General features: G+C 41.1%; 25 protein-coding genes. 4 read left to right on the top strand and 21 right to left on the bottom strand.

Features of this window, described 5'->3' with window-relative positions:
• The first annotated feature begins 9 nt into the window (after window positions 1-9).
• Together MKY34_RS13050 and MKY34_RS13045 are read left to right on the top strand one after the other, a co-directional pair.
• The gene (locus MKY34_RS13050) at window positions 10-903 is read left to right on the top strand and encodes an IS3 family transposase (RefSeq protein ID WP_342515261.1); all 894 of its coding nucleotides are present in this window, start codon (window positions 10-12) and stop codon (window positions 901-903) included.
• A 650-nt stretch (window positions 904-1,553) separates the two neighbouring features.
• Window positions 1,554-1,775: a hypothetical protein gene (locus MKY34_RS13045; protein ID WP_342511238.1), complete on the top strand. Its 222-nt coding sequence runs from the start codon at window positions 1,554-1,556 to the stop codon at window positions 1,773-1,775.
• Between the two features lie 260 nt (window positions 1,776-2,035).
• Here MKY34_RS13045 and MKY34_RS13040 read toward each other — a convergent pair whose 3' ends face one another.
• From MKY34_RS13040 to gpr, 11 genes are all read right to left on the bottom strand, one after another.
• The gene (locus MKY34_RS13040; protein WP_342511236.1) at window positions 2,036-2,476 is read right to left on the bottom strand and encodes an NUDIX domain-containing protein; all 441 of its coding nucleotides are present in this window, start codon (window positions 2,474-2,476) and stop codon (window positions 2,036-2,038) included.
• Between the two features lie 317 nt (window positions 2,477-2,793).
• A complete protein-coding gene (locus MKY34_RS13035) occupies window positions 2,794-3,039 on the bottom strand; it encodes an ATP-dependent Lon protease (RefSeq protein ID WP_342511233.1) in 246 nt (81 codons plus the stop codon).
• Window positions 3,040-3,324: 285 nt separating this feature from the next.
• Window positions 3,325-3,555: a hypothetical protein gene (locus MKY34_RS13030; RefSeq protein WP_342511231.1), complete on the bottom strand. Its 231-nt coding sequence runs from the start codon at window positions 3,553-3,555 to the stop codon at window positions 3,325-3,327.
• Window positions 3,556-4,224: 669 nt separating this feature from the next.
• Window positions 4,225-5,457: a hypothetical protein gene (locus MKY34_RS13025; RefSeq protein ID WP_342511230.1), complete on the bottom strand. Its 1,233-nt coding sequence runs from the start codon at window positions 5,455-5,457 to the stop codon at window positions 4,225-4,227.
• Window positions 5,458-5,555: 98 nt separating this feature from the next.
• Entirely contained in the window at window positions 5,556-5,672 is a 117-nt protein-coding gene (locus MKY34_RS13020; protein WP_342511229.1) for a CD1375 family protein, read from the bottom strand.
• Window positions 5,665-6,060: a hypothetical protein gene (locus MKY34_RS13015; RefSeq protein WP_342511228.1), complete on the bottom strand. Its 396-nt coding sequence runs from the start codon at window positions 6,058-6,060 to the stop codon at window positions 5,665-5,667. Before MKY34_RS13015 ends, MKY34_RS13020 begins: the two co-directional genes overlap by 8 nt.
• Before the next feature lie 15 nt (window positions 6,061-6,075).
• The gene (locus MKY34_RS13010) at window positions 6,076-6,975 is read right to left on the bottom strand and encodes a hypothetical protein (RefSeq protein WP_342511227.1); all 900 of its coding nucleotides are present in this window, start codon (window positions 6,973-6,975) and stop codon (window positions 6,076-6,078) included.
• A 507-nt stretch (window positions 6,976-7,482) separates the two neighbouring features.
• Entirely contained in the window at window positions 7,483-7,944 is a 462-nt protein-coding gene (locus MKY34_RS13005) for a GNAT family N-acetyltransferase (protein ID WP_342511226.1), read from the bottom strand.
• A 252-nt stretch (window positions 7,945-8,196) separates the two neighbouring features.
• Window positions 8,197-10,020 (bottom strand): translation elongation factor 4, encoded by a 1,824-nt coding sequence (gene lepA, locus MKY34_RS13000; RefSeq protein WP_342511225.1) that lies wholly within the window; start codon window positions 10,018-10,020, stop codon window positions 8,197-8,199.
• A 195-nt stretch (window positions 10,021-10,215) separates the two neighbouring features.
• Window positions 10,216-11,028 (bottom strand): stage II sporulation protein P, encoded by an 813-nt coding sequence (gene spoIIP / locus MKY34_RS12995; RefSeq protein WP_342511224.1) that lies wholly within the window; start codon window positions 11,026-11,028, stop codon window positions 10,216-10,218.
• 50 nt (window positions 11,029-11,078) lie between these two features.
• The gene (gene gpr / locus MKY34_RS12990) at window positions 11,079-12,116 is read right to left on the bottom strand and encodes a GPR endopeptidase (protein WP_342511222.1); all 1,038 of its coding nucleotides are present in this window, start codon (window positions 12,114-12,116) and stop codon (window positions 11,079-11,081) included.
• Window positions 12,117-12,283: 167 nt separating this feature from the next.
• On the opposite strand from gpr, the gene rpsT reads away from it, so the two are divergent.
• Window positions 12,284-12,535, top strand: coding sequence for a 30S ribosomal protein S20 (gene rpsT / locus MKY34_RS12985; RefSeq protein ID WP_342511220.1), 252 nt, complete (start codon window positions 12,284-12,286; stop codon window positions 12,533-12,535).
• Window positions 12,536-12,581: 46 nt separating this feature from the next.
• Here rpsT and holA read toward each other — a convergent pair whose 3' ends face one another.
• Window positions 12,582-13,598: a DNA polymerase III subunit delta gene (holA, locus tag MKY34_RS12980; RefSeq protein ID WP_342511218.1), complete on the bottom strand. Its 1,017-nt coding sequence runs from the start codon at window positions 13,596-13,598 to the stop codon at window positions 12,582-12,584.
• A gap of 245 nt (window positions 13,599-13,843) precedes the next feature.
• On the opposite strand from holA, the gene MKY34_RS12975 reads away from it, so the two are divergent.
• A complete protein-coding gene (locus MKY34_RS12975; RefSeq protein WP_342511216.1) occupies window positions 13,844-13,978 on the top strand; it encodes a YqzM family protein in 135 nt (44 codons plus the stop codon).
• Window positions 13,979-14,035: 57 nt separating this feature from the next.
• Here MKY34_RS12975 and MKY34_RS12970 read toward each other — a convergent pair whose 3' ends face one another.
• The 9 genes from MKY34_RS12970 to aroE form a co-directional block, all read right to left on the bottom strand.
• Window positions 14,036-16,069 carry a DNA internalization-related competence protein ComEC/Rec2 gene (locus MKY34_RS12970; protein WP_342515260.1) on the bottom strand — a complete coding sequence of 678 codons (2,034 nt, stop codon included), beginning with the start codon at window positions 16,067-16,069 and terminating at the stop codon, window positions 14,036-14,038.
• 254 nt (window positions 16,070-16,323) lie between these two features.
• Window positions 16,324-16,887, bottom strand: coding sequence for a ComE operon protein 2 (locus tag MKY34_RS12965; protein WP_342511214.1), 564 nt, complete (start codon window positions 16,885-16,887; stop codon window positions 16,324-16,326).
• Between the two features lie 60 nt (window positions 16,888-16,947).
• Window positions 16,948-17,622 (bottom strand): helix-hairpin-helix domain-containing protein, encoded by a 675-nt coding sequence (locus MKY34_RS12960; protein ID WP_342511213.1) that lies wholly within the window; start codon window positions 17,620-17,622, stop codon window positions 16,948-16,950.
• Between the two features lie 48 nt (window positions 17,623-17,670).
• The gene (locus MKY34_RS12955; protein ID WP_342511210.1) at window positions 17,671-18,411 is read right to left on the bottom strand and encodes a class I SAM-dependent methyltransferase; all 741 of its coding nucleotides are present in this window, start codon (window positions 18,409-18,411) and stop codon (window positions 17,671-17,673) included.
• Window positions 18,408-18,752 carry a ribosome silencing factor gene (gene rsfS / locus MKY34_RS12950; RefSeq protein WP_342511208.1) on the bottom strand — a complete coding sequence of 115 codons (345 nt, stop codon included), beginning with the start codon at window positions 18,750-18,752 and terminating at the stop codon, window positions 18,408-18,410. The genes MKY34_RS12955 and rsfS overlap by 4 nt, the downstream gene beginning before the upstream one ends.
• Complete coding sequence (yqeK, locus tag MKY34_RS12945; protein ID WP_342511206.1) at window positions 18,752-19,324, bottom strand: bis(5'-nucleosyl)-tetraphosphatase (symmetrical) YqeK; 573 nt, start codon at window positions 19,322-19,324, stop codon at window positions 18,752-18,754. Before yqeK ends, rsfS begins: the two co-directional genes overlap by 1 nt.
• Window positions 19,314-19,883, bottom strand: a complete 570-nt coding sequence (locus MKY34_RS12940) for a nicotinate-nucleotide adenylyltransferase (RefSeq protein ID WP_342515259.1) — start codon at window positions 19,881-19,883, stop codon at window positions 19,314-19,316. The genes yqeK and MKY34_RS12940 overlap by 11 nt, the downstream gene beginning before the upstream one ends.
• 18 nt (window positions 19,884-19,901) lie before the next feature.
• Entirely contained in the window at window positions 19,902-20,192 is a 291-nt protein-coding gene (yhbY, locus tag MKY34_RS12935; protein WP_342511204.1) for a ribosome assembly RNA-binding protein YhbY, read from the bottom strand.
• A 3-nt stretch (window positions 20,193-20,195) separates the two neighbouring features.
• Window positions 20,196-21,023, bottom strand: coding sequence for a shikimate dehydrogenase (gene aroE / locus MKY34_RS12930; protein ID WP_342511202.1), 828 nt, complete (start codon window positions 21,021-21,023; stop codon window positions 20,196-20,198).
• Window positions 21,024-21,121 lie beyond the last annotated feature (98 nt).

The raw sequence follows: 21,121 nt of genomic DNA, 5'->3' as shown, positions 1-21,121 counted from the left end.
AGAACAGGAATTAGTACGGGAGAATGGGCTTCTTCGTTTAGAGGTAGAGTACTTAAAAAAGTTGAAAGCTTTTCAGATGGATCCGGAAGGCTATCTCGAAAATCACAAGCAACGCTATCATTCGAACTCAAAGAAAAATTCCTACTGAAGGATGTCCTTCAAGTCATTGGCATCCCTGAGTCTTCCTATCATTATCATATCAATCGAATGAAAACAGATAACCCTGATCAAGAGTTGGAAGAGATGATTCAATCCATTTTCGAGGAGAACGATGGCAACTATGGCTACCGACGAATCCAAGTGAATCACAAGAAGGTTCAGCGCATCATGACGGAACTTGGATTGAAGGGGAAGAAGTTCATGCGGAAATCGCGCCGCTATAGTTCTTACAAAGGAACTGTCGGTACTGTTGCGAAGAACCTTATTCATCGCCGTTTCTATACAATTACGGCTTATCAAAAGCTAACAACAGACATTACAGAATTCAAGTGTTCAGATAACTTCAAACTCTACCTAAGTCCTATTATGGACATGTATAACGGAGAAATACTTTCATACGGTATCAGTATGCATCCAACACTAGATTTTGTGATGAAACCGTTAGAAGACGCTCTTCAAATTGTAAAAGATTCAAAGTGCCGGACAACTATCCACTCTGATCAGGGATGGCACTATCAGTACAAGAAGTGGATCAAGACCCTTAAGGACCACAATGTGTTCCAAAGCATGTCCCGCAAAGGAAACTGCATAGATAATTCACCAATGGAGAACTTCTTCGGGCTTCTCAAGCAGGAGATATATTATCGCGAGGCGCTTCGCACATACGAGGAATTAAAAAGAGATATCGAGTCATACATCAATTATTACAATCACAAACGAATCAAACAGAAATTGACTGCATAACATAAAACTCTAACTTTTAGGGGTCACTTCAGCGGATGGCTGTTTCATATTCACCCCTGAAAGAATTCAACAAAACAATTGGGGCATTTTATAAGGTCTGTAATCTCTTCTACCCCTGTTCCGTTCGCCTGCCAACGCGTTTATTTTTCGATTACTATTCATCCATGATTTCCCAGATAACCTTCAAGCTCGGCTCGTAAAACCAATAACATTTTCCACCCATTTTTTGTCGTTGCAACCCTCTCATGCGATTGTCTTTCAGAAAACCCTCTTCGATTGTCCTTATGCTCATACAAATCCGCTTTGACATTTCCTTAAGACCCCAGGTGAATAAAAACACTTAATTAGTTTCATCCCCCCCTTGCGTTAGTCTGCTGATTTCTTCCTAATCAACCTCTACCCTAACTTTGGCGAAAGACAAGGAAATTTAAGCATCTTCCACACCCATCTTAGAGAACAAACATTTGCATATAAAGAAATTAAAAAAACGCTAGTAGACGACCTTCTGAAAAATACATTTTGCTGCGTTATTCTCATGAAACTCTAATCTTCTTCACCCAACTTTTTAATTTCGGATAGTTAGTATATGGACGTAAGCAAAACAGCTCAGAGAATACTTTAAAGACCAACTAAGGAAGGGGATTTTCATTATGCTACAAAATTTTGAAGTAATTACACCATTGTTTGAAGGTCAAGCTAACGAACGCCTTCAATTCAAGCTAAACATTAAAGGGAACGACTATCGAGGGATTTTTCATGATGAGGAAGTTCAATGGTTTCAACCACAACCCCATAGCAAAATTGAAAAAGATGACCTTCACCTCGTTGAATCTAGTGTTCGTGATTTGATAACTAGCCGCTTAATACACTGACAATTTAAATTCGTAAAACAAAAAGGCGGCCTCTCAAATGAAGAGTAGTCGTCTTTTTTGTTTTACGCGCTAATCAACAATAAGCTTCAACGCTAATACATCATTCAGTGATATCTTGCCTTCCCTGAAGTCCTTGAGCCATGCACCCCTTTGGCGATACCATCTACTACGCTGCATAAGAATCCCGATGCAACAGAAAAAAAAGCATCAATAGACGATCTCCTCTTGTTCAACTAACGAACCCGATTCTAGAATATTGGTCAGCGAATAAATGCCGCTTCCTTTTTTGAAAGAGCATCCTCTAACCATTGAGGGTGCATTGTTAACAAATCTTCTGGTAGGTTATCCTGACCAAAAAATTTTATTTCAAGCGATTCATCTGAATTACATTTAAGTTCCCCACCTGAAATTTCAGCAAGAAAACAAGTCGTTATAAAATGCACTACCTTGCCATTTGGATAATTGAAAACTTGTGAATCAGGATCGGAATAAACACCAATCAGCTTTTTAATTCTTATATCTAAATTAGTCTCTTCTTTTACTTCTCTCATGACTGCTTCAGACACTGTTTCACCAATTTCTACATGTCCTGAAGGGATTCCCCATAAGCCCACATCAGCTCTTTTTTGCAATAGAACTTGATTCTCTTGGTTCAAAATAATTACAGCAACTCCAGCTTTTAAATCATCAATTTTCTTCAAATCAAAACTCCTTTCTTCAAGAAAATGGCCCGTTTGCGGAATAAAAATCAAACAGTACTCTTCAACTAAACTTCATGTTAGTTGAAGAGCTATTTATTATCACAGTAACATAATAGACCATTTAGAAGGCATTAAAAACACCTTCCGTTAATGCGTGCCACTTCACGTTATGGTCCGGATGTGCAACAAAAAAGCAAACAAAGTGTTGATTTAACTTGTTAAACTAAAGCACCCGTTAGTTGAAGAACATCATTTCACAATTTAATATTAGTTTTCCATTTACAGTTAAGAAAATAGCCACTACAGTAGCAACATTGTCAGTTCCTTTCTCCGTTAGTATCCTTTTCTTTTTCGCCTCTCTCTTTTATATATCTTTCGTATGCCTCTTTCACCCTATCATTGCCATTGATTGGTACTACTTGTTTATGAATTTCATTGATTAAAATAAATGACCTAAAAATTACTCCAACAATAATTGCACATAATATATATATACCAATGGGTCCGAGGAAAGCCAAAATACCCAAAAGTCCAGCAAATAGAACAGACAATAATAACTTCACAAAAATCCTCCTTTATCCATCTCCCTTTCTTGTTCAACTAACCTGCCCCGTTAGTTGAATAACTATTTATTATCACAGTACCATAATTACCTACAATAGAAGACATTAAAAAACACTTCCTAATAAGGCTTTGCTATTACACATAATGATCCGGATCTGACATAAAAAAGACCGTCAATAAACGATCTCCTCTTGTTCAACTAACGCGCCCGTTTGTTTAAATAAAGTCTTTCATAAAAATTGAATTACTTCGTCCCAAAAATCCATTATCCGACACTCACCATTTTACATATAAACAGAAAAAGACCGTACGACTAAATTCATGCTTACTAGTCCCCAAACTGTGGCTCCCGTTATCCACCAGATAACGGGTTTATTTGAAACCTGTTCACTCTCTATATTTTTCTCATTTTCTATTATTAAATTAACTCTCCTTTCCATACTTTTTTTCATAGAAACAAGAACAACAAATCCGATTACGATAAAACCAACTGTTATCCAAAGTAACAAATCCATTTTCACACCCCTTTTTTATGAGTTACTTTCCTAACCAACTACATAGTTGAAGAACTATTCATTATCATAGTACCATAATTAACCACTTAGGAAGTGTAACAGTCCCCCCCACATAAGGTGTTTACTGTTACACATTATCGTCCGGATGCGACAGAAAAAAAGACCGTCAATAGACGATCTCCTCTTGTTCAACTAACGCGCCCGATTGCAGAAGTATCCTACTTGAAATGTTTACCAAATGATACAACGAACAAGACATACAACATTACCCCTACACCTATAGTGGCAACGTAAAAATACCAAACTCCGAAAAGTAACAGCGCTGTAATTAAACAGCTTATGAGTACCGATGCCCCCACTCCCAATATATGTCGGATTACGGTGGAGGGTAAAAATTTGTCACTTGCTTCGTAAAATAATAATCCAATGGCAGCACTCATTACCACTGCAAACACAAACACAAAGAAAATCGTTAGATATATCAGCATAGCAATACTCCCTATAAATTTAATTGGCCTGTTTGTGGAACATGTGCAATATTATTCTTCAAGTATACAGTAAATGGACATAATGGTCCTAATGAGAAATTGTTTTTGCGTATTAAATAGGAACATCCGTGGTAGACGTTCCTATTTAGAGTGTTTAATTTATCGAGAAACTAAATTCGGTTTATGAATATTTTTGAACTTTTACCCATTCGCCTATTTGTTCAATACTATTAAAATCCTTGAACTCTTGTTTTTTCAATAATATCGTAACAATTTGCTTTATAAGATACATAGCTTCATTAACATCTTTATCATCGACATCACTACTACCACCATGAGCTATAGCAGATCGCTTTGAGTACAATTTCTTAACCATTTTTTCAATAACTAGTCGACTTTCTAATTCGTCCGAAATAATAAACGCAGCAAATTCCGAAATTTGATAAGTAATTGATGGAGAAACTAACACACCTTTTTGCTGGAACTGTAAAAGTGCTTCCAAGCCGAATATATACTGAGTAAATGCCCTCGCTGGCTCATCGTCTCTCATCGCTTTTCCAGCCCATTCTATTGCCGTAATAATGCGATTCTCCAAATTAGTCGGATTGGCTTTCGCTAATATTCCCCATATCCTATCATGTCCATACTCGGGATCATCAATAGGGAATTGGTGTAAATTAATGCTATCAATAGTGCCTGACATACTATTATTCAATCCCGCGTTTTTTTCAGAAAGAATAATGCTGCTAGTGCGTCTAAATGAGTTGAAATTATATATTCCTACATCGTACCTTTTGCTATAATCACCAATCATAAATCGGATTGTATCTTCAAACTGTCGGAATTTCACGCGCGCTTTTTCATTCGCTCGTGATAGCTCCCTTGCATTTTCGCATACACTTATTACTACATCGCTGTTATAATATTCATCGTCTAATTCGAGAGAAAGGATTGATTCGCTGTGAGGATATTTCTTTATCAGAACTTTTCTATGAATATTTTTATTGTAAATAGTGTATGGACCAATTTTCAGAGGGTCTGCCTTAAAATAATTTACACCAAATACAGGATAGAGCACCTCAAAACTCTCTTCCTGAATATCCTTTAGATCAGCAATCTTTTTTTTAAATATATCTAAAGTGACTTCCCCGCCATCTATAGAACTACTAACCAAGCCTACTAATTTATTTCTAATCGTATCTCGAGAAATTGTATCAAATATATCCTTATCACTCTTCCACAGATAATCAACTGTATCATTGAAAGCATTTACGTTATTAGCCCCTTGAATTATTAATGCACTTTCCCCAGCTCCGAAACGTATACTTGGTTCATCATCCTCTCTTTTAACCACTCCTGTTTCCACTACACTTTGTAAGTCATTGAACAATTTGAACGCTTTTTTGAAATCCATTCCCTCACCACCTCCTAGTAATTATTTATTCAACCATACTACATAAGAGAATTGGCGTCCTCCTTTTGACTCATTTCGGACAAAAAAATAACGCTAGCTTATGCTGCGTTTTGATCTTTGTCTAATAATGCTTGTGTGCCAGTCCGCCATAATGACGGCACCTGGTCAATTGTACGTAGCCCTGCTTTGATTAAATCATAATACACTTTAGCCATTGTAAACACCTCCTGTCATTGCTTCGGCAATCTCGGCCAAGGCAAGCTGTGTTTCTAGTTTTGATAGTTCGTGTGCTTCGGCTAGTTCGGCTATTGCAAGTTTTAGTTCAGTGTTTTCTTGCTGTAATTGTTCCATCTCCGATGGTATTTCGTTATTTGGGTGAGCCGCCAATATTTCACCTTTCAATTCGTTGTACTCTTTCTCTGTAATCTGTATCAAGTCGTTAACACCTTCTATATTCTCGGCGTTTGCTAGTAAACAGATATTGGTTTCTTTAAAATCATGAGGATAAACTTGTGAACCTGCAATATTTTTACTAATATCTAGCTGCTTATAATCCACAGTACCAAACTGGTTGATAAAGTTATTAATCTTGTAGTAAAACACATTTGACACCCCTTCTTATTTTATAGTCATTGCAAGTAAATCAATTATCGGTTTAAAACTCCTATAACTCCCCTGAATATGAATTGACTTCTCGCCCGTGTCTAAATTATGGAATGTTACTAGACTCTCAGTAAGGTAGTGAACTATATTGTCTTTTAATATACCTGCGTAAAACTGGTCGAAGTTCAAATCCATTATCATGTTCCCGTTGAAATCATATTTTGCTGTCCCATATTGAGTTGCTGTTGACTTGAAAGCAACTATTGTATTGTCCTTGTAAACATGACAGGATATTCCTCGGTGGTTAAACATCCCTAGCAAGTTACCATTATTACTGTACACTCTTTTTTCATAAGGAATCTCCCCAGATTTTTCTATTACATACCCATATTGAGAAAAACCTTTTAAACTTTCCCCAACGGTATAATAGTGAGTGTAGTACACCGTACGGTTTAACAAAAGATTTCCGTTGAAGTCGTATGCCCTTAATCTCTGAGTGGTGTTCTGACCATCTTGAATTGCTCCAAAGTACATATAATATCTGTCTTTTGTTACTTCTACTAGCTTAAACTCTCCTCCTCTATAAGGCTGAGAGTGATATTCGATAAAGAAGTCACTCGGCAACGTTATTGATGAGGATATATTAGAGACTTTTTGTGCTAGTGCATTCAGGGGTTCAGAACTATTAGATTCCTCACCCTTCTCAGTTAAATTTGTTGCAAGAGTATTTTTCGCATTTTGGATATGCGTTTTTAATTGAGAAAAAGTATTATTTTCGGAAGCAGGAGCGCCGACAACAGATGCAATCCCTTTTTTCCCGTCATCGGCAAATTGAAAAAGTTCTTGTAATGCACCCTCAACGTTATCTGACGTGAAATGATTGTCCGCGTCCGCAATCCCAATGTTTTTACCCATGTGGGCGTTCGTCGCATCTTCCGCCTTATGCGTCGTAAACTCTCGCGTAATGGTATTGCATTTCCTGCTGGGTGGCGAGGTCGAACAAATCTACCTCTCCCGCTTATTCTTCCATTAATTTCAACTCACAATCTATTTTGTTCAAGTTATCATTACTAACCTAAACATCATAAAATTCACCTGAGTCAGGTTTAATCAGTCTGTACTTCTTAATTGTTCATGTGTGTACCTTCCACATCATCTCTACCTTTTTCGAGTATATAAAAAAAGAACGCCCAACTGGACGCTCTTGACAAAAGATTAGGCTATCTAATTATTTTAGGCAAACGGATTTCCGAACAATGGAACTAAGACAAGCATTCCCACTAACATTCCTAAAATGAAAACGCCTATATAGACTAATTTCTGGTTCATGGTCCCCCCTTCCATTCTACCTTTCGCCAAAAGAAAGAATCCCTCAATTTCCTTACGGCGTAATATAATCCAGATACAAAAAAGCTAACATATTTACAGTTTCATTTTCATTCCTTCATGCGATGCTTTAAAACCTAGACGCTCATAGAAACGTAAAGCATCTTCTCGCTCTTTATCAGTTGTAAGTTGAATCAAGTGACAACCACGCTCCCTTGCACGATGGATTGCCCATCGTATAAGTTCAGTTCCTACCCCTTTGCCGCGTAAAGAAGATGATGTTCTGACTCCTTCGATAGTGGCTCTCCATCCACCTTGATGTGTTATATATGGTGTAAATGTGATTTGTTGTACACCAATCACTTCATTTCCGTCACAAGCTACTACTAACTCATTATTCGGGTCAGATGTAATAGCCTGAAATGCTTCTTTATAACTAACTGGCAATGGTTGTTCGAAACGCTCTCTCTTGCTGCCTAATAGATCGTCTGCAAGCATTTCCACAATTTTATCCAAATCTTGTTCAGTAGCAATTCTAAACTTAATTTCTGTCCCCAATAGTAATTCCTCCTCATTTATGTCCTATGAAAATTTATACTCGCCGTTAGATAATAGCTAAATTCTGCTGAATAATTTAGCTTTATAGTATCACAGTTACCCATTTGGAAGGCATAAAAAACCAAAAAAGACCCGTACCATAAAGATACGGGCCCCGCTTTATTCATTTCAACAAGTTTGTTGTTGGCAACAGGATGGTAAAACACCACTTCTGACGTTTCATCTAGAACACAAACCCCATACCTACAACGTTTAATCCTCGTCCATCTTCAAAACAGCCATAAACGCCTCTTGAGGGACTTCAACAGAGCCCACTTGTTTCATACGCTTTTTACCTTCTTTTTGTTTCTCAAGAAGTTTACGTTTACGGGAGATGTCTCCTCCGTAACATTTCGCAAGAACGTTTTTCCCCATTGACTTGATCGTAGAACGGGCAACGATTTTTTGTCCGATTGCAGCTTGGACAGGCACTTCAAATTGTTGTCTTGGAATCAATTTCCGTAGTTTTTCAACGATTGCTTTTCCACGCTCATACGAGAAGTCGCGGTGAACGATGAAGCTCAATGCATCGACTTGCTCGCCATTTAGAAGTATGTCCATTTTCACGAGTTTCGACTGTTTGTAGCCAATTAATTCATAATCGAATGATGCATAGCCTTTCGTGCTCGACTTCAATTGGTCAAAGAAGTCATAGACGATTTCTGCTAATGGCAGCTCGTAGATAATATTGACACGTGTTGCGTCAATGTAATCCATCGTCATGAAGTTTCCACGTTTTTGCTGACAAAGTTCCATCACAGAACCGACGTAATCATTCGGAACCATAATTGATGCTTTAACGTAAGGCTCTTCAACATGATCGATTTTCTGTGCATCTGGCATCATTGCTGGATTATCCACTTTCAATTCTGTGCCATCCGTCATGATGACATTGTAAATAACACTTGGTGCTGTTGTAATCAAATCAATTTTAAATTCACGTTCAATACGCTCCTGAATAATCTCCATATGCAAAAGACCGAGGAATCCACAACGATACCCAAAACCGAGCGCTTGTGACGTCTCTGCTTCATATTCAAGTGCGGAGTCATTCAGTTCTAGTTTTTCAAGCGCTTCACGTAAGTCATTGTATTTGGAAGTATCGATTGGGTACAGACCACAGAATACCATTGGGTTTAGACGACGATAACCAGCAAGTGGTTCACTCGCTCCATTTTTCACCGTTGTAATTGTGTCCCCTACTCGAGTATCTCCAACATTTTTGATAGATGCCGATAAGTAACCAACGTCCCCAACCGTCAATTCATCTCGGTGCTTCGCTGCTGGTGTAAATACGCCCGTCTCGATGACTTCGAATTCTTTACCAGTTGCCATCATGCGGATTTTGTCACCAGGCTTAACGGTACCTTCCATAATACGGATATTAACAATAACACCTTTATACGCATCATAATGCGAGTCGAAAATCAGAGCCTTCAACGGTGCTTCTGGATCTCCTTGTGGAGCCGGCACTTTTTCAACGATTTGTTCTAAAATATCTTCAATTCCAATACCTGCTTTGGCAGATGCATGGACGGCTTCTGATGCATCTAGTCCAATTACATCTTCAATTTCCTGCTTGACTCGTTCAGGGTCCGCTGCAGGTAGATCGATTTTATTGATAACAGGTAAAATCTCAAGATCATTGTCGAGTGCTAAGTAAACATTCGCCAACGTTTGCGCTTCAATACCTTGTGCTGCATCGACAACAAGAATTGCCCCTTCACATGCTGCTAGGCTCCGTGACACTTCATATGTAAAGTCGACGTGTCCAGGTGTGTCAATCAAATGGAATGTATACTCTTGACCATCTTTCGCCGTATACGTCAACTGCACAGCATTCAATTTAATCGTAATGCCGCGTTCACGTTCTAAATCCATTGAGTCCAATGTTTGGGTTTTCATTTCCCGAGCTGTTAATGTTTGAGTTTGCTCCAAAATGCGATCGGCCAGCGTCGATTTCCCGTGGTCGATATGGGCAATAATGGAGAAGTTTCGAATATTCTTCTGTCTTGCTAACTTTTGTTCAAGATTCATTTCAGTTCACTCCTATTTTAGCTATTTGAAGTATATCAAATAACTCGCCAACATGTTACATATTATTACCCGAAACTTGTGAAATGTACCCGATTGTATTGCTTTTCAGCCATCTTATGAGCAAACAGGAGCGTTAACTCCAAAAAGCCCATCAGCAAAATATAATCTGATCGGCTTTTCTACCTGCATTAATTTCTATTCAGCTTGCTCAGTATTTTCTATAAAAGCTGCAGCCGCCTGCGCGATAACTGCAACTGTCCGATTCAACTCATCCTCCGAATTTCCTCTCCCTCCCAATTCAATTAAAATGACGGAAGTGTTGAGGTCCTGATTGTACTTACCGTCAACACCTGCCCCCCCTTTCAACACCAAGCCTCGCGTAATCCCGGGTACAAGCTTTTCCATCTCATTTTTAATAAATGTCGCATTGGCCTTGTTTTTCTCGGCATTCGGATGATCCATACCAACCACAAAGGCCACCTTGGCATACTTTTCACCTGCATGCTCCATTGTTGTTCTGCTAGCTTCTAATGAATCTCTATGCAGATCAATTACGAGCCCGTATTGATTTTGCTGAAGTTGTTTCTCAACATGCGGACGAATCGCTTTATATGCACGACTGTGAGGAACTCCATTTTTCCGCATTTCACTCGCATTATCTATCGGTAAAATATCAGTTTCTACTCCATTCACACTCAGTTGATTTTTTAACTTTTCTCCGAACTTCGTGATATTCTCAGTCTGATGGGAAACAGCAACTTTCCCGTCAACGGCTTGCGTTACGGGTTCATAAGCTTCATGTGAATGCGTAAAGTATAAGAGCGCCTTTCCCTTGTCAGCCTTCACGGTTTCCTCTTCTGTAATATTCGAAGCATAAACGATAACGGCCTTTTCTTTCAAAATCTTAGGTGATTTCACCGTTGGCCCGCCAGGTATTAATTGAAGAAGTACTGGAAAGAGGAAGAGAAGTAGTACGAGTGTGCCCCATATTTGCAAAGTCTTTTTCAAATGTCATCCCTCCGTCTTTCAACTATATGCAGTGAAAAACGGAGCAATGCCTACTTTTTCATATTTTCTACCCAAGAAGCGAGCGAAGCGGAAAGTGTTTCTGCATAAAGGGCTACCCAAGAATCAATTTCTTTTGGTGAGATAAATGTCCGCAAATCATGATTTGTCAACACTTCCTCAAATAATTGGACGCGGTCTTCATGTGGCCATGTAGACCAATCACCAAAAATAGGTAACAACGTGGAACGATCGGCATCTTTTTTTTCATTATGCAACCACGGTGTGACAGATAAACTGGACGAAGGGCTATCCTTTTCTCCTATTTTAGAAGCAATATAGCCAAACATCGTATCGATTGCATCTGCGATAAAGACGGGACCATCCACAACCGTCGGAATGCCGATTGCAATCACGGGAACACCTAACGCTTCCTGAGAAATCTCTTTTCGATTATTGCCAACACCAGACCCCGGGTGTATGCCCGTGTTTGTCAATTGAATGGTTCGGCATAATCTCGTACTATTTCTAGCGGCAAGCGCATCGATGACAATTAGTACATCTGGCTGTATTTCTGTTGTCACCGCTTTGACAAAATTGGCCGTTTCAAGCCCCGTTTGAATCGTGACACCTGGCGCATAGACAAAAACTTCACTGCCTTCTTCCGCATAATAATTAGGCACAATCTGTTGTAAATGATCCATCGCGTATGGCCCGACCGCATCTGGCGTCACATCTCGGTTGCCAAGACCTATAAAAAGAATCTTGCCTTGTTTAACAGTAGGCACTTCACGTAGCATCTCTTCTAGCTCTTTGATAAGTACACGGGATAACTCCGCTAAGCCATCATGATCTTCCGTCGTCAGCGTTGGTACAGTCAATGTCACATAAGCGCCTGCCTTCTTACCAATCCTTTTCTCCCCTTGCGCATCGATTGTGACAGAAGTGAGTACAACTCTGCCATCTCTCGATTCTTCGAACGTTACACCTTCCGTTTCTTGCAATGTATTTTTCTCCTCGGCCGTCCGGTGGCGAACCATCTCTTCGCTTTCATCGACCAAATCTGTCCGGTAAAAATCATAGTTGTTCATCCAATCACCTCACCATCAAGTTTGTGCGATGTGTCAAGGAAATATTCTTTGCGCTTTTTTTATTGCATTTAGGCTTGTGATTTGCTAAAATAATGCTTGTTGTGAAAGAGATATCCGAATGAACGTGGAATCACTCTTGCCTTACCTGAAAGTTGGAGGTGAATGAATTGCCAAACATTAAAGGAGCTATCAAACGCGTGAAACAAAGCGCTGCTGCGAACGAACAGAACTCTAACACGAAGCATGCTATGCGTACTGCTATCCGTAAAGCTGAAGTTGCTCTTGACGCTAAAGCTGAAGACGCTACTGTTCTTCTAAAAGATGCGATCAAAAAAATGGACACAGCTGCACGTAAAGGCCTTATCCATAAAAACACTGCATCTCGTCAAAAAGCACGTCTTACTAAAAAAGCATTGTAATCAAAAAAGAAAGGTTATCCGGTTTTCGGACAACCTTTCTTTTTTATTATTTCCTTAGCGGTTCCATAAAAAACAACTCTAAAATCCGCTCACGTTTCCCGCCTGTAGATTTCAATTTATAATCGATTTCCGCAAGCTTATCCAAAACAATTAGCAAACGCTCTCCACTTGGCAAACTTCTGTTTTCCATCATTAGCTTCACACGATACGGATGGACACCTAACGTTTTCGCAATTTGATGCTGCTGATAGCCCTTTTTCCGTAACGCCCCTACATGGATCATCAGCCGGATTTGACTCGCAATTAAAGACGTCAGCATAATGGGCTCTTCTCCGTTACGCAATAGATCATGGTAAATGGACACCGTATCCGCCACTCGCCCTGCCAAATAGGCATCCGTCAATCGAAACACATCCATTTCGGGTGTACGTGGCACAAGCGACTCAATAATGGCAGTCGTTATATCGCCTTCCCCATTTAAAAAGGTTGCCATCTTCGCAATTTCTGTCGACAGTGTTAACAAATCATCCCCTGTCATCTCCACAAGGAAATCAGCCGCCTCTGTCGCTATGCGTGCGCCATTCGCACCTGCCTCCTGTTGAATCCATGTCGTAAGATCTTTTCCCTGAAGCCGATTTGCTTCAATAACTGTCGCTTTTTCCCGCATCGTTTTCGTAATGCGTTTCCTGGCATCCAATTTTTCATAAGGTGCTATGAAAACGACGACTGCCGTTGGCGATGGATTGGCAAGCCAGGCTTCCAACTGCTCCACATGATGCGCTACCTTTTCTCGATTTTTATCTTGTGCTTTCAAAAACGAAGCATTTCCTGCAATGATCAATTTTCGATCTTCCAGAAAAGGTAATGTATCCGCTTCTTCAATAACAAGGTCGACGGGCGTCTCTTCAAGATCAAAACGAATGACTGATGCATCATCAATGTCTGGCAACGCCTTTTTCAACCGCTTAATGGTTGTATCAATAATATGTTGTTCCAGTCCTGTTACTAAATAAACGGGATCGATTTCCCCGGCGGTTATTTTCTTCCAAACTGCAGTCGACACCTTTTTCACCTCTTCTACATTCCGTACTCTCCATTTATACGATACGCTACAACGACTGTTTGAACAATAGTTCGCTACGCATTCCAAATTTTCTATCAGTCAAAATGCGTATCCTTCAATAATCCATTCGTTAAATGAAGTTCTGTAATTTGTGACAGTTGTGAACGAACCTTTACAAAAAGTCGATTGCTATGGATTTTTTGTTCGCTATCATCTATACTATAATGGAATTAGGAGGTGTAGCAATGAACGAATTTGAACATGACGTACAGTCAAAACGTAATGATGCAATCGATTCAGGAATCGGCTTCGCAGTAGCTTTCGTAGGTTTTTCTGCCATTTTTATTATTGCTACCATTATTGACTTTATCGCTAGCTAAGACGAAGTAGCAAAAACGGACATCGTTCCCCATTTCGGGGACACGCTGTCCGTTTTTTCATTGTACTGTTGTAGAAATACGATACTTCTCTTTTTTCACAGTAACCGTGATGGAACCGAGCTCTGCTGTCGACATCGTCGGTACACCATACTTGTCAAACGTTGCCACAACGTCAGGATGAGGATGCCCATAACGATTATTTTTCCCTGCTGAAAAGATGGTTACATCCGGTTGTAACGCTTTCACAAACGGTTCTGTACTAGATGTCTTACTACCATGATGGGCCGCCTTCAAGATTAGCTGTCCAAAGTCGGCTTGGCCGTACTGTTGAAGAAAACGTTGTTCCCCCGTTTGTTCCAAATCTCCTGTGAACAAAAAAGATGGCCCTGTTGACCTCATATACAGTACTAACGAACTATCATTCCCTAGATAATTACGATCTACCGGCGCTAAATAATGAAATGACGACGCTCCTTGCTGCCATGAAATTCCCTCTTTCATTAAAAAAATTGGAATTCGTTGTTCCTTCGCTAGTCGATTAATAGCCTCCATCGTTTTTTCCTGTTCACTTCCCGCAGAAATATGAATTTCTTTAACCTCAATTTCTTCGAGCACTTCGTCCGCCCCTTCCATATGATCGGCATCCGCGTGTGAAAGTATGAGCTTGTCGATTGTTGTAATTCCACGTCCTTTCAAATAAGGGACAACAATTTTCCTTCCGACTTCAAAAGGCTTGTCTGGCGTTTGCCAAGTCGCTTCCCCAAAGGTGACCGTTCCGCCTGTATCGATGACATAAACAGCTTGGCGATAAGGCAATTCAATCACAATACTATCTCCTTGACCAACATCTACAAACGTCACATGTAGCGCACCATCCGTATATGGTTGCAATTGGATTAGAAATGCAGGTACAAGTACAAGCGGCAATGCAGTAAACCATTTAGCCCCTTGCTCCAAACGCACAAAAAAGAATAATGTCCCTAACACCGCTAGCGTCGCCCATAACGCTTCCGGCTTCCCAGGCGTCCATAGCTGATAAGGCAAAGCCGATAGCCAGCTTGTAACGACACCGACGCCTTCTCTGAAGGGGGTGTAGATTATGAACAGCAGGTCTGCCACTTTCGGCATAATAAACGACAGTCCAAGCAAAATGATATTCGCCGGCAATATGATGATGGAATATAACGGTACATACACAAGATTTACAACGAAAGATGACAGTGAGAGCTCATAAAAATGGACGAGTAGGACTGGATAGAGCGCTAACTGACTGATGGCGGTTACGAGAAATGAAGTGCTAAGAGCATTCTTCGATTTCGCTAATATATTGGACGAATAAACGAGCGAGCACGCCGCCAAATAAGACAACTGAAATCCCGGCTGAAAGATGACAAATGGTTGATAAAGTATAAAGACGACCGCACTTATCGCAATTGCATCATCCAATCGAATCCGCAACCGCCCTGCCGCCGTCAGTAACACCAGAATCGTCACAGACACGGCACGCCAAACAGAAGGTGCCCCACCCGCCAAAACAGCGTACAAAGGCAACAGAACAATCAGCAGCATGTCCACAGTCTCTTTCCTGATCATCAATCGTAAAAGTAAGCTACGTAGAAGAAAAGTCAGCAAGCCAACATGCAAGCCAGAAATCGCAAATAAATGCGTAATACCCAGCGTTCGATAACTTGCCGCCAACTCGTCATCCATTCCGCGTCGATCGCCGATTAAGAGCGCCTCCGCTTCTGTTTGAAGGACTTCAGGAAATACGGTTTCAATTTGCTTTTTCACTTGCCATCGTTGCATCGATAAGCGACTACGGATACTTGTATCCTGCTCCATATAAATCATCTTATCTGACTCAAATATAGCTGAAGTACCGTACATGGTCATATATTTTTTCATATCAAATGAATAGTCATGCGAAGGGTTGTCCGCTTGCCGATAAGCACCGGATAATGTGAACGTAAAGGATGGAATATTCAGCGTGAGCAATCGGCTTTTTTCTTGTGCATTTTTAATGGAATAGCTGACATATACGGTCTCACCGGAAGTTGTCTGAGCGAAACCTTTCACTTTTCCACCGTCGATTTTTACATTTTCGGACCATGTTAACGTGAGCGTTGCTGTTCCTTCATCTACAATAACAGGAACACTCGAAGAAATATAAACATAGGAAAAAACAGCAGCCGTAACGGCGAGGAGAGGTGTGAGGAAATCTTCTTTTCTTCGTAAAAAGATGGGGAGAAGAAATAGATTACAGAGTAGTAAAGAAACCGGGCCGTACGCAGCAAATGCAGATACGGCAACCGGAATAGCGATGTAGATAAATCGAATACGTGCGATTATTGCTTGAATAAGTCATTCACCCTTGTCATAAAAGGGGCCAGTTCCTCATCCTTAGCGCCAAGTGTTTGCATCTTTTGGATCATTTCATTCATCAGTTCTAATTTGCTATCGCTTGTAAAATCGACCTTTCGTTCGTCAAACGGAATGTGCTGAACGGATATGCCAGACTGTGCAAATAATTTCATGGCATAGTCATTGTTTTTATAATCCGCTGCGTAAAACACATGCCGAATGCCTGCTTGAATGATGGCTTTTGTACATTGCAGACAAGGAAAATGCGTCACATAAAGGGTTGATCCCGCGACAGGAATACCGTATTTCGAACATTGCAACAAAGCATTCATCTCTGCATGAATCGTCCGAACACAATGATTATCGATGACATAACAACCATGATCAATACAATGATCGCCACCTGAAATCGAGCCATTATAGCCTCCTGCAACAATTCGGTTGTCCCGAACGATTGTTGCACCGACTGCGAGTCTTGTACAAGTGCTTCGTACCGCTAAAAGATGACATTGGGCCATGAAGAACTGATCCCATGTAATTCGCTCCATATGGTTGCCTCCAACTTATTTTTCGGTTCCATCACTTCCAATTTAGGAAAGCAGGACCGCTTATTTTACTGTAATTTGTGATGCAAGTTTGTCAAATGTTTTCTGACCAATTCCAGATACCTCCATCAATGATTCAGGCGCTTTAAACGCACCGTGATCTGTCCGATATTGAATAATGGCCGAAGCTTTTGCTGGACCAATTCCTGGAATGGTCATGAGTTGTTGTTCATCCGCCGTATTGATATTGATTTTTCCGTCTTCTTGTTGAATGGTTGTCCCAGTTGTTGGGCTCGTGGCAATGTCTATCGCTTCTTCACCTTCAACTGGCACATAGACGACGAATTCATCGGTTAATTTCATGGCATGGTTCAACATGCGTGAATCTGCGCTCGGCAAATAACCACCAGCGGCATTAATCGCATCAATGAGACGATCTCCATCTTCCATCGAATAGACGCCAGGATGCTGAACAGCCCCTTTCACATCGACAACGATGGCTATAGGAGAAGTGTTCTGGTTTACGGTTTCATCTATTGGCTTAATCTCTTCTTCACTTGCTTCAGGGAATGGTTTTTGTCCGCTCACAACAAATTCATTGTTGTCGATCTGTTCCCGGGGAAAGAACAGTAAAGCGGATAGGACAGCGAGCGCTGCAATAGGGGTGATGATCTTACGCCACTTACTGGATACGAACGAAAGAAACAGCACGTTCACCCTTTCTTCGGCGGCATCCATATGGAGTCTACTTAAAACTATATATGAATGACCACCAAAAAGAAAGGTTTACTTTCGTACTTGGAAGAATATTCTCTCACTTTCTTCGTATGGAGGTTCATCTTCCCAATCTGCAAAAATGCGTTCGATTGAAAAACCAGCGTCCATCAACATCTCCACATATTCTTGGATAGGAAATGAGCGTTGACTATGTACTTCATCAAATCGCTTATATAAGCCGTCCTGCCCTTCGACAAAAAAAGCAAGTTGAGAATAGACGGAATGAGGATGAGCACCTTCATCTGTTTCCCAAATATATGCGATATGCCCGTTGTCAAACGTAAAAGGACCTTCCATGAAAATCTCATCCGTTTTAAAAATGGAATGAACATCAAAGACGAGTACACCACCAGCTGCAAGCGCGGAATAGACACGATGGAATGTAGCCAACACATCTTCCTTATCTACTACATAATTCAACGAATCGATGGCGATGACCGCTACATCATAGTCTGTAAAACCATCCAATTGTTGCATCGGTTGTTGCTTAAATCGCACAGGCAAAGCCAGCGATTGCGCACGTTGCTCCGCTACCGCTAGCATGTCCTGAGAAAGGTCAATTCCCGTGACATCGGCCCCCTGCTTAGCGAGTTTCACTGACAATAACCCTGTACCACAACCGATATCCAAAATCCGCTTCCCGCTTATCCCGTTAGTCGCTACATCAATGATATCGACATAAGCATCATAAGGGATGTCCGCCATCAGTTCATCATAAACTGCGGCGAATTCCGAATAGGCTTGTGTCATTGCCCATCTACCATATTTAACATCGGAGCGTCTCCCCAAAGCTTTTCAAGGTTATAGTAACCACGCTCATCGCGATGGAATACATGCACAACGACATCACCAAGATCGACAAGAATCCATTTCCCTAAATCAAACCCTTCGATGCGTTTTACATGATGCCCTGCTTCTGCCGCCTTATCAGACACTTCGCGCGCAATTGCTTGCACTTGGCGATCTGAGTTGGCATGACAAATGATAAATTGGTCCGCGATTAGCGATACCCCTTCCATATTCAATACGACGATATCCTCGCCTTTTTTATCATCTACTGCTTTATAAGCGATTTCAAGTAATGTTGACATTATTCCACTTTTCCTTTCGTATTCACAAATTCGTTGTAACAGTCGAGAGAGTCCGGAAAAACCGGCGCTCTTTTATGAATCAAAAACTGTACCGACTGATAGATACAAGCTTCCATTGCCGAATCCAAGCTCTCTTCGGCCATTGTTCGTAATGCTTCGACGCCCGGAAATACACGCCCGGGTTCAATCATATCCGCTACATAAATAAGTTTTTCAAGCGCAGACATCTTTGCCCGCCCTGTTGTATGATAACGGATTGCATTTAAAATGTCGATATCCGTCATACCAAATTGATCTTGTGCAATAATGGCTCCTACCGGCGCATGCCATAATTCATGATGGAAGGACAGTAGCCTTGGATCCTCGTTTCCTTGTACAAGAAACATCTTAAGTTCAGCCTTGTCCATAAACTTAGCAAAGTCATGAAACAAAGCCGCTTGCTCAGCCTTCCATACGGGAATGGCGTATCTTTCTGCTAATGCGATTGCCGTTGCTGTGACGCGTAAAACATGGTCATAACGCTTTGTCGGCAAGCGCTTCTGCAGTTCCTCTTTTAACAATTCAACATCCATATAAGCCCTCCTCACGTATGAAAGCTTCCACTTTGGGCGGGAGGAGAAATTGAACCGTTCCATCCATCACAAAACGTTGCCGAATGAGTGTTGAAGATAACTCAATTTGCGGGATTTCCACCATCGTAATCGGGAATGCCGTCGTTCCAATTGTCCCAGGTCTAGCCACCCCTACAAATGTCACAAGCTCCAGCAGCTCTTCAATTCGGTGCCACTTTGGCAACATGTCGATCATATCGCCACCAATGATGAAATGGAAATCCACTTCTGGCTCAAGCTCTGTCAACTGTTTCATCGTATCATACGTGTAGGAAATTCCTCCACGTGTGACTTCGAATGCGGATACAGCAAACTTGTCATAATCCGCTACAGCCAGTTCTACCATGCGCAAACGCTGTTCAGCGGTCGCATCTCCCGGCGCACTTTTATGAGGTGGCAACGCAGTTGGCATGAAGCGAACTTCATCAAGCCCTAATGCGTGTTGAACTTCATTGGCGACGATTAGATGACCGATATGTGGCGGGTTAAACGTCCCGCCAAGTATGCCAATCTTTTTCACTTTCATTAATCTTCCTCCTTACGGCAGGACGATGCGTTTTTTCTCTACAGACTCTTTATACAAAATGAGGATATTGCCAATCACTTGGACAACTTCCATTCCTTCTTGCTCGCCAAGTTGCGCTGCGATTTCTTTTTTGTCTTGCTCACAGTTTTGTAAAATGTTCACTTTTATTAATTCTTTTGCTTCAAGTGCTTCTTCAATTTGTGTAATGACTGATGCTGTCAAACCGCTCTTCCCAATTTGAAAAAGTGGTTGTAAATGATGTGCTTCACTGCGTAGAAATCCTTTTTGTTTACCTGTTAACATGTGTTAACCTCCAAGAGTTGTTGTTATTTTTTTAATCATTTTTTCTGTATTCGGTCGAACGCCCGTCCATGTTTCAAAGGCCAATGCTCCCTGATGGGCAAACATGCCGACGCCGTTCATCGTGTGGGCACCTTTTTTCCGAGCTTCCGCAAGAAGTTCTGTTTCAAGCGGATTATAAATAATATCTGCGACAACCGCCCCACCTGCGACATTCATTGGATTAATCGGCATTCCTGCCTGCGCGAAGTTCATGCCAACAGAGGTCGTCTGGACGATTAAACCATAGTCAGCTAAAGAGGTTTCTGCTTCAGCTAGAGACGAAACTGATGCATTGGAAAGATCTGATGCCAATTGTTCAGCCTTCTCAAACGTTCGATTCGTGAAGGTAATTGGACCATACCCCATCGCATCAAGTGCAAATGCGATGCCACGAGCTGCACCACCGGCACCGACAAGCAATACTTTTTGTTGTTTGCACTGCTCGCCATATGCTTCTTCCAACGAACGAACAAAGCCAAGACCGTCCGTATTGGAACCGACCAATGAGCCATCTGGCAACACATGAACCGTATTGACGGCATTCATCTGCTGTGCAGACGGCTCCAATCGATCAAGATATGGGATGATAGCACTTTTATGTGGAACGGTCACATTCCAACCACTACAGCCTAGATTCTTTAAGCTCGCAACAGCTTCTCCAAGCTTGGCCGCCGTTACATGAATCGGAATATAAGCAGCCTCAATATCATTTTCCGCAAACCACGCTTCATGCATAGCTGGAGACATCGACTGTGCGATTGGATCCCCGATTACTGCATACCATTTTTTCATCTGAAGCCATCCCTTCCTATACGTTCAAAAAGGAAAATGAAAAGGGCCGAGGAGTACTAGGAAGCGTAGCTACGAGCAGTGGAGTAGCAAGCTGACAA

The organism is Sporosarcina sp. FSL K6-1522, assembly GCF_038622445.1.
Lineage (GTDB): Bacteria > Bacillota > Bacilli > Bacillales_A > Planococcaceae > Sporosarcina.
The sequence above is the reverse complement of the archived record's forward strand: the minus strand, read 5'-3'. Positions and strand labels throughout refer to the sequence as shown.

Bases quoted from the DNA above. Each gene is read 5' to 3' on its own strand.
- MKY34_RS13045 (WP_342511238.1), top strand. From the start codon at position 1,554: ATGCTACAAAATTTTGAAGTAATTACACCATTGTTTGAAGGTCAAGCT.
- MKY34_RS13030 (WP_342511231.1), bottom strand. From the start codon at position 3,555: ATGGATTTGTTACTTTGGATAACAGTTGGTTTTATCGTAATCGGATTT.
- MKY34_RS13025 (WP_342511230.1), bottom strand. From the start codon at position 5,457: ATGGATTTCAAAAAAGCGTTCAAATTGTTCAATGACTTACAAAGTGTA.
- MKY34_RS13020 (WP_342511229.1), bottom strand. From the start codon at position 5,672: ATGGCTAAAGTGTATTATGATTTAATCAAAGCAGGGCTACGTACAATT.
- MKY34_RS13010 (WP_342511227.1), bottom strand. From the start codon at position 6,975: ATGGGTAAAAACATTGGGATTGCGGACGCGGACAATCATTTCACGTCA.
- lepA (WP_342511225.1), bottom strand. From the start codon at position 10,020: ATGAATCTTGAACAAAAGTTAGCAAGACAGAAGAATATTCGAAACTTC.
- gpr (WP_342511222.1), bottom strand. From the start codon at position 12,116: ATGAACAACTATGATTTTTACCGGACAGATTTGGTCGATGAAAGCGAA.
- MKY34_RS12975 (WP_342511216.1), top strand. From the start codon at position 13,844: ATGAACGAATTTGAACATGACGTACAGTCAAAACGTAATGATGCAATC.
- MKY34_RS12965 (WP_342511214.1), bottom strand. From the start codon at position 16,887: ATGGAGCGAATTACATGGGATCAGTTCTTCATGGCCCAATGTCATCTT.
- MKY34_RS12960 (WP_342511213.1), bottom strand. From the start codon at position 17,622: ATGGATGCCGCCGAAGAAAGGGTGAACGTGCTGTTTCTTTCGTTCGTA.
- MKY34_RS12955 (WP_342511210.1), bottom strand. From the start codon at position 18,411: ATGACACAAGCCTATTCGGAATTCGCCGCAGTTTATGATGAACTGATG.
- rsfS (WP_342511208.1), bottom strand. From the start codon at position 18,752: ATGTCAACATTACTTGAAATCGCTTATAAAGCAGTAGATGATAAAAAA.
- yqeK (WP_342511206.1), bottom strand. From the start codon at position 19,324: ATGGATGTTGAATTGTTAAAAGAGGAACTGCAGAAGCGCTTGCCGACA.
- yhbY (WP_342511204.1), bottom strand. From the start codon at position 20,192: ATGTTAACAGGTAAACAAAAAGGATTTCTACGCAGTGAAGCACATCAT.
- aroE (WP_342511202.1), bottom strand. From the start codon at position 21,023: ATGAAAAAATGGTATGCAGTAATCGGGGATCCAATCGCACAGTCGATG.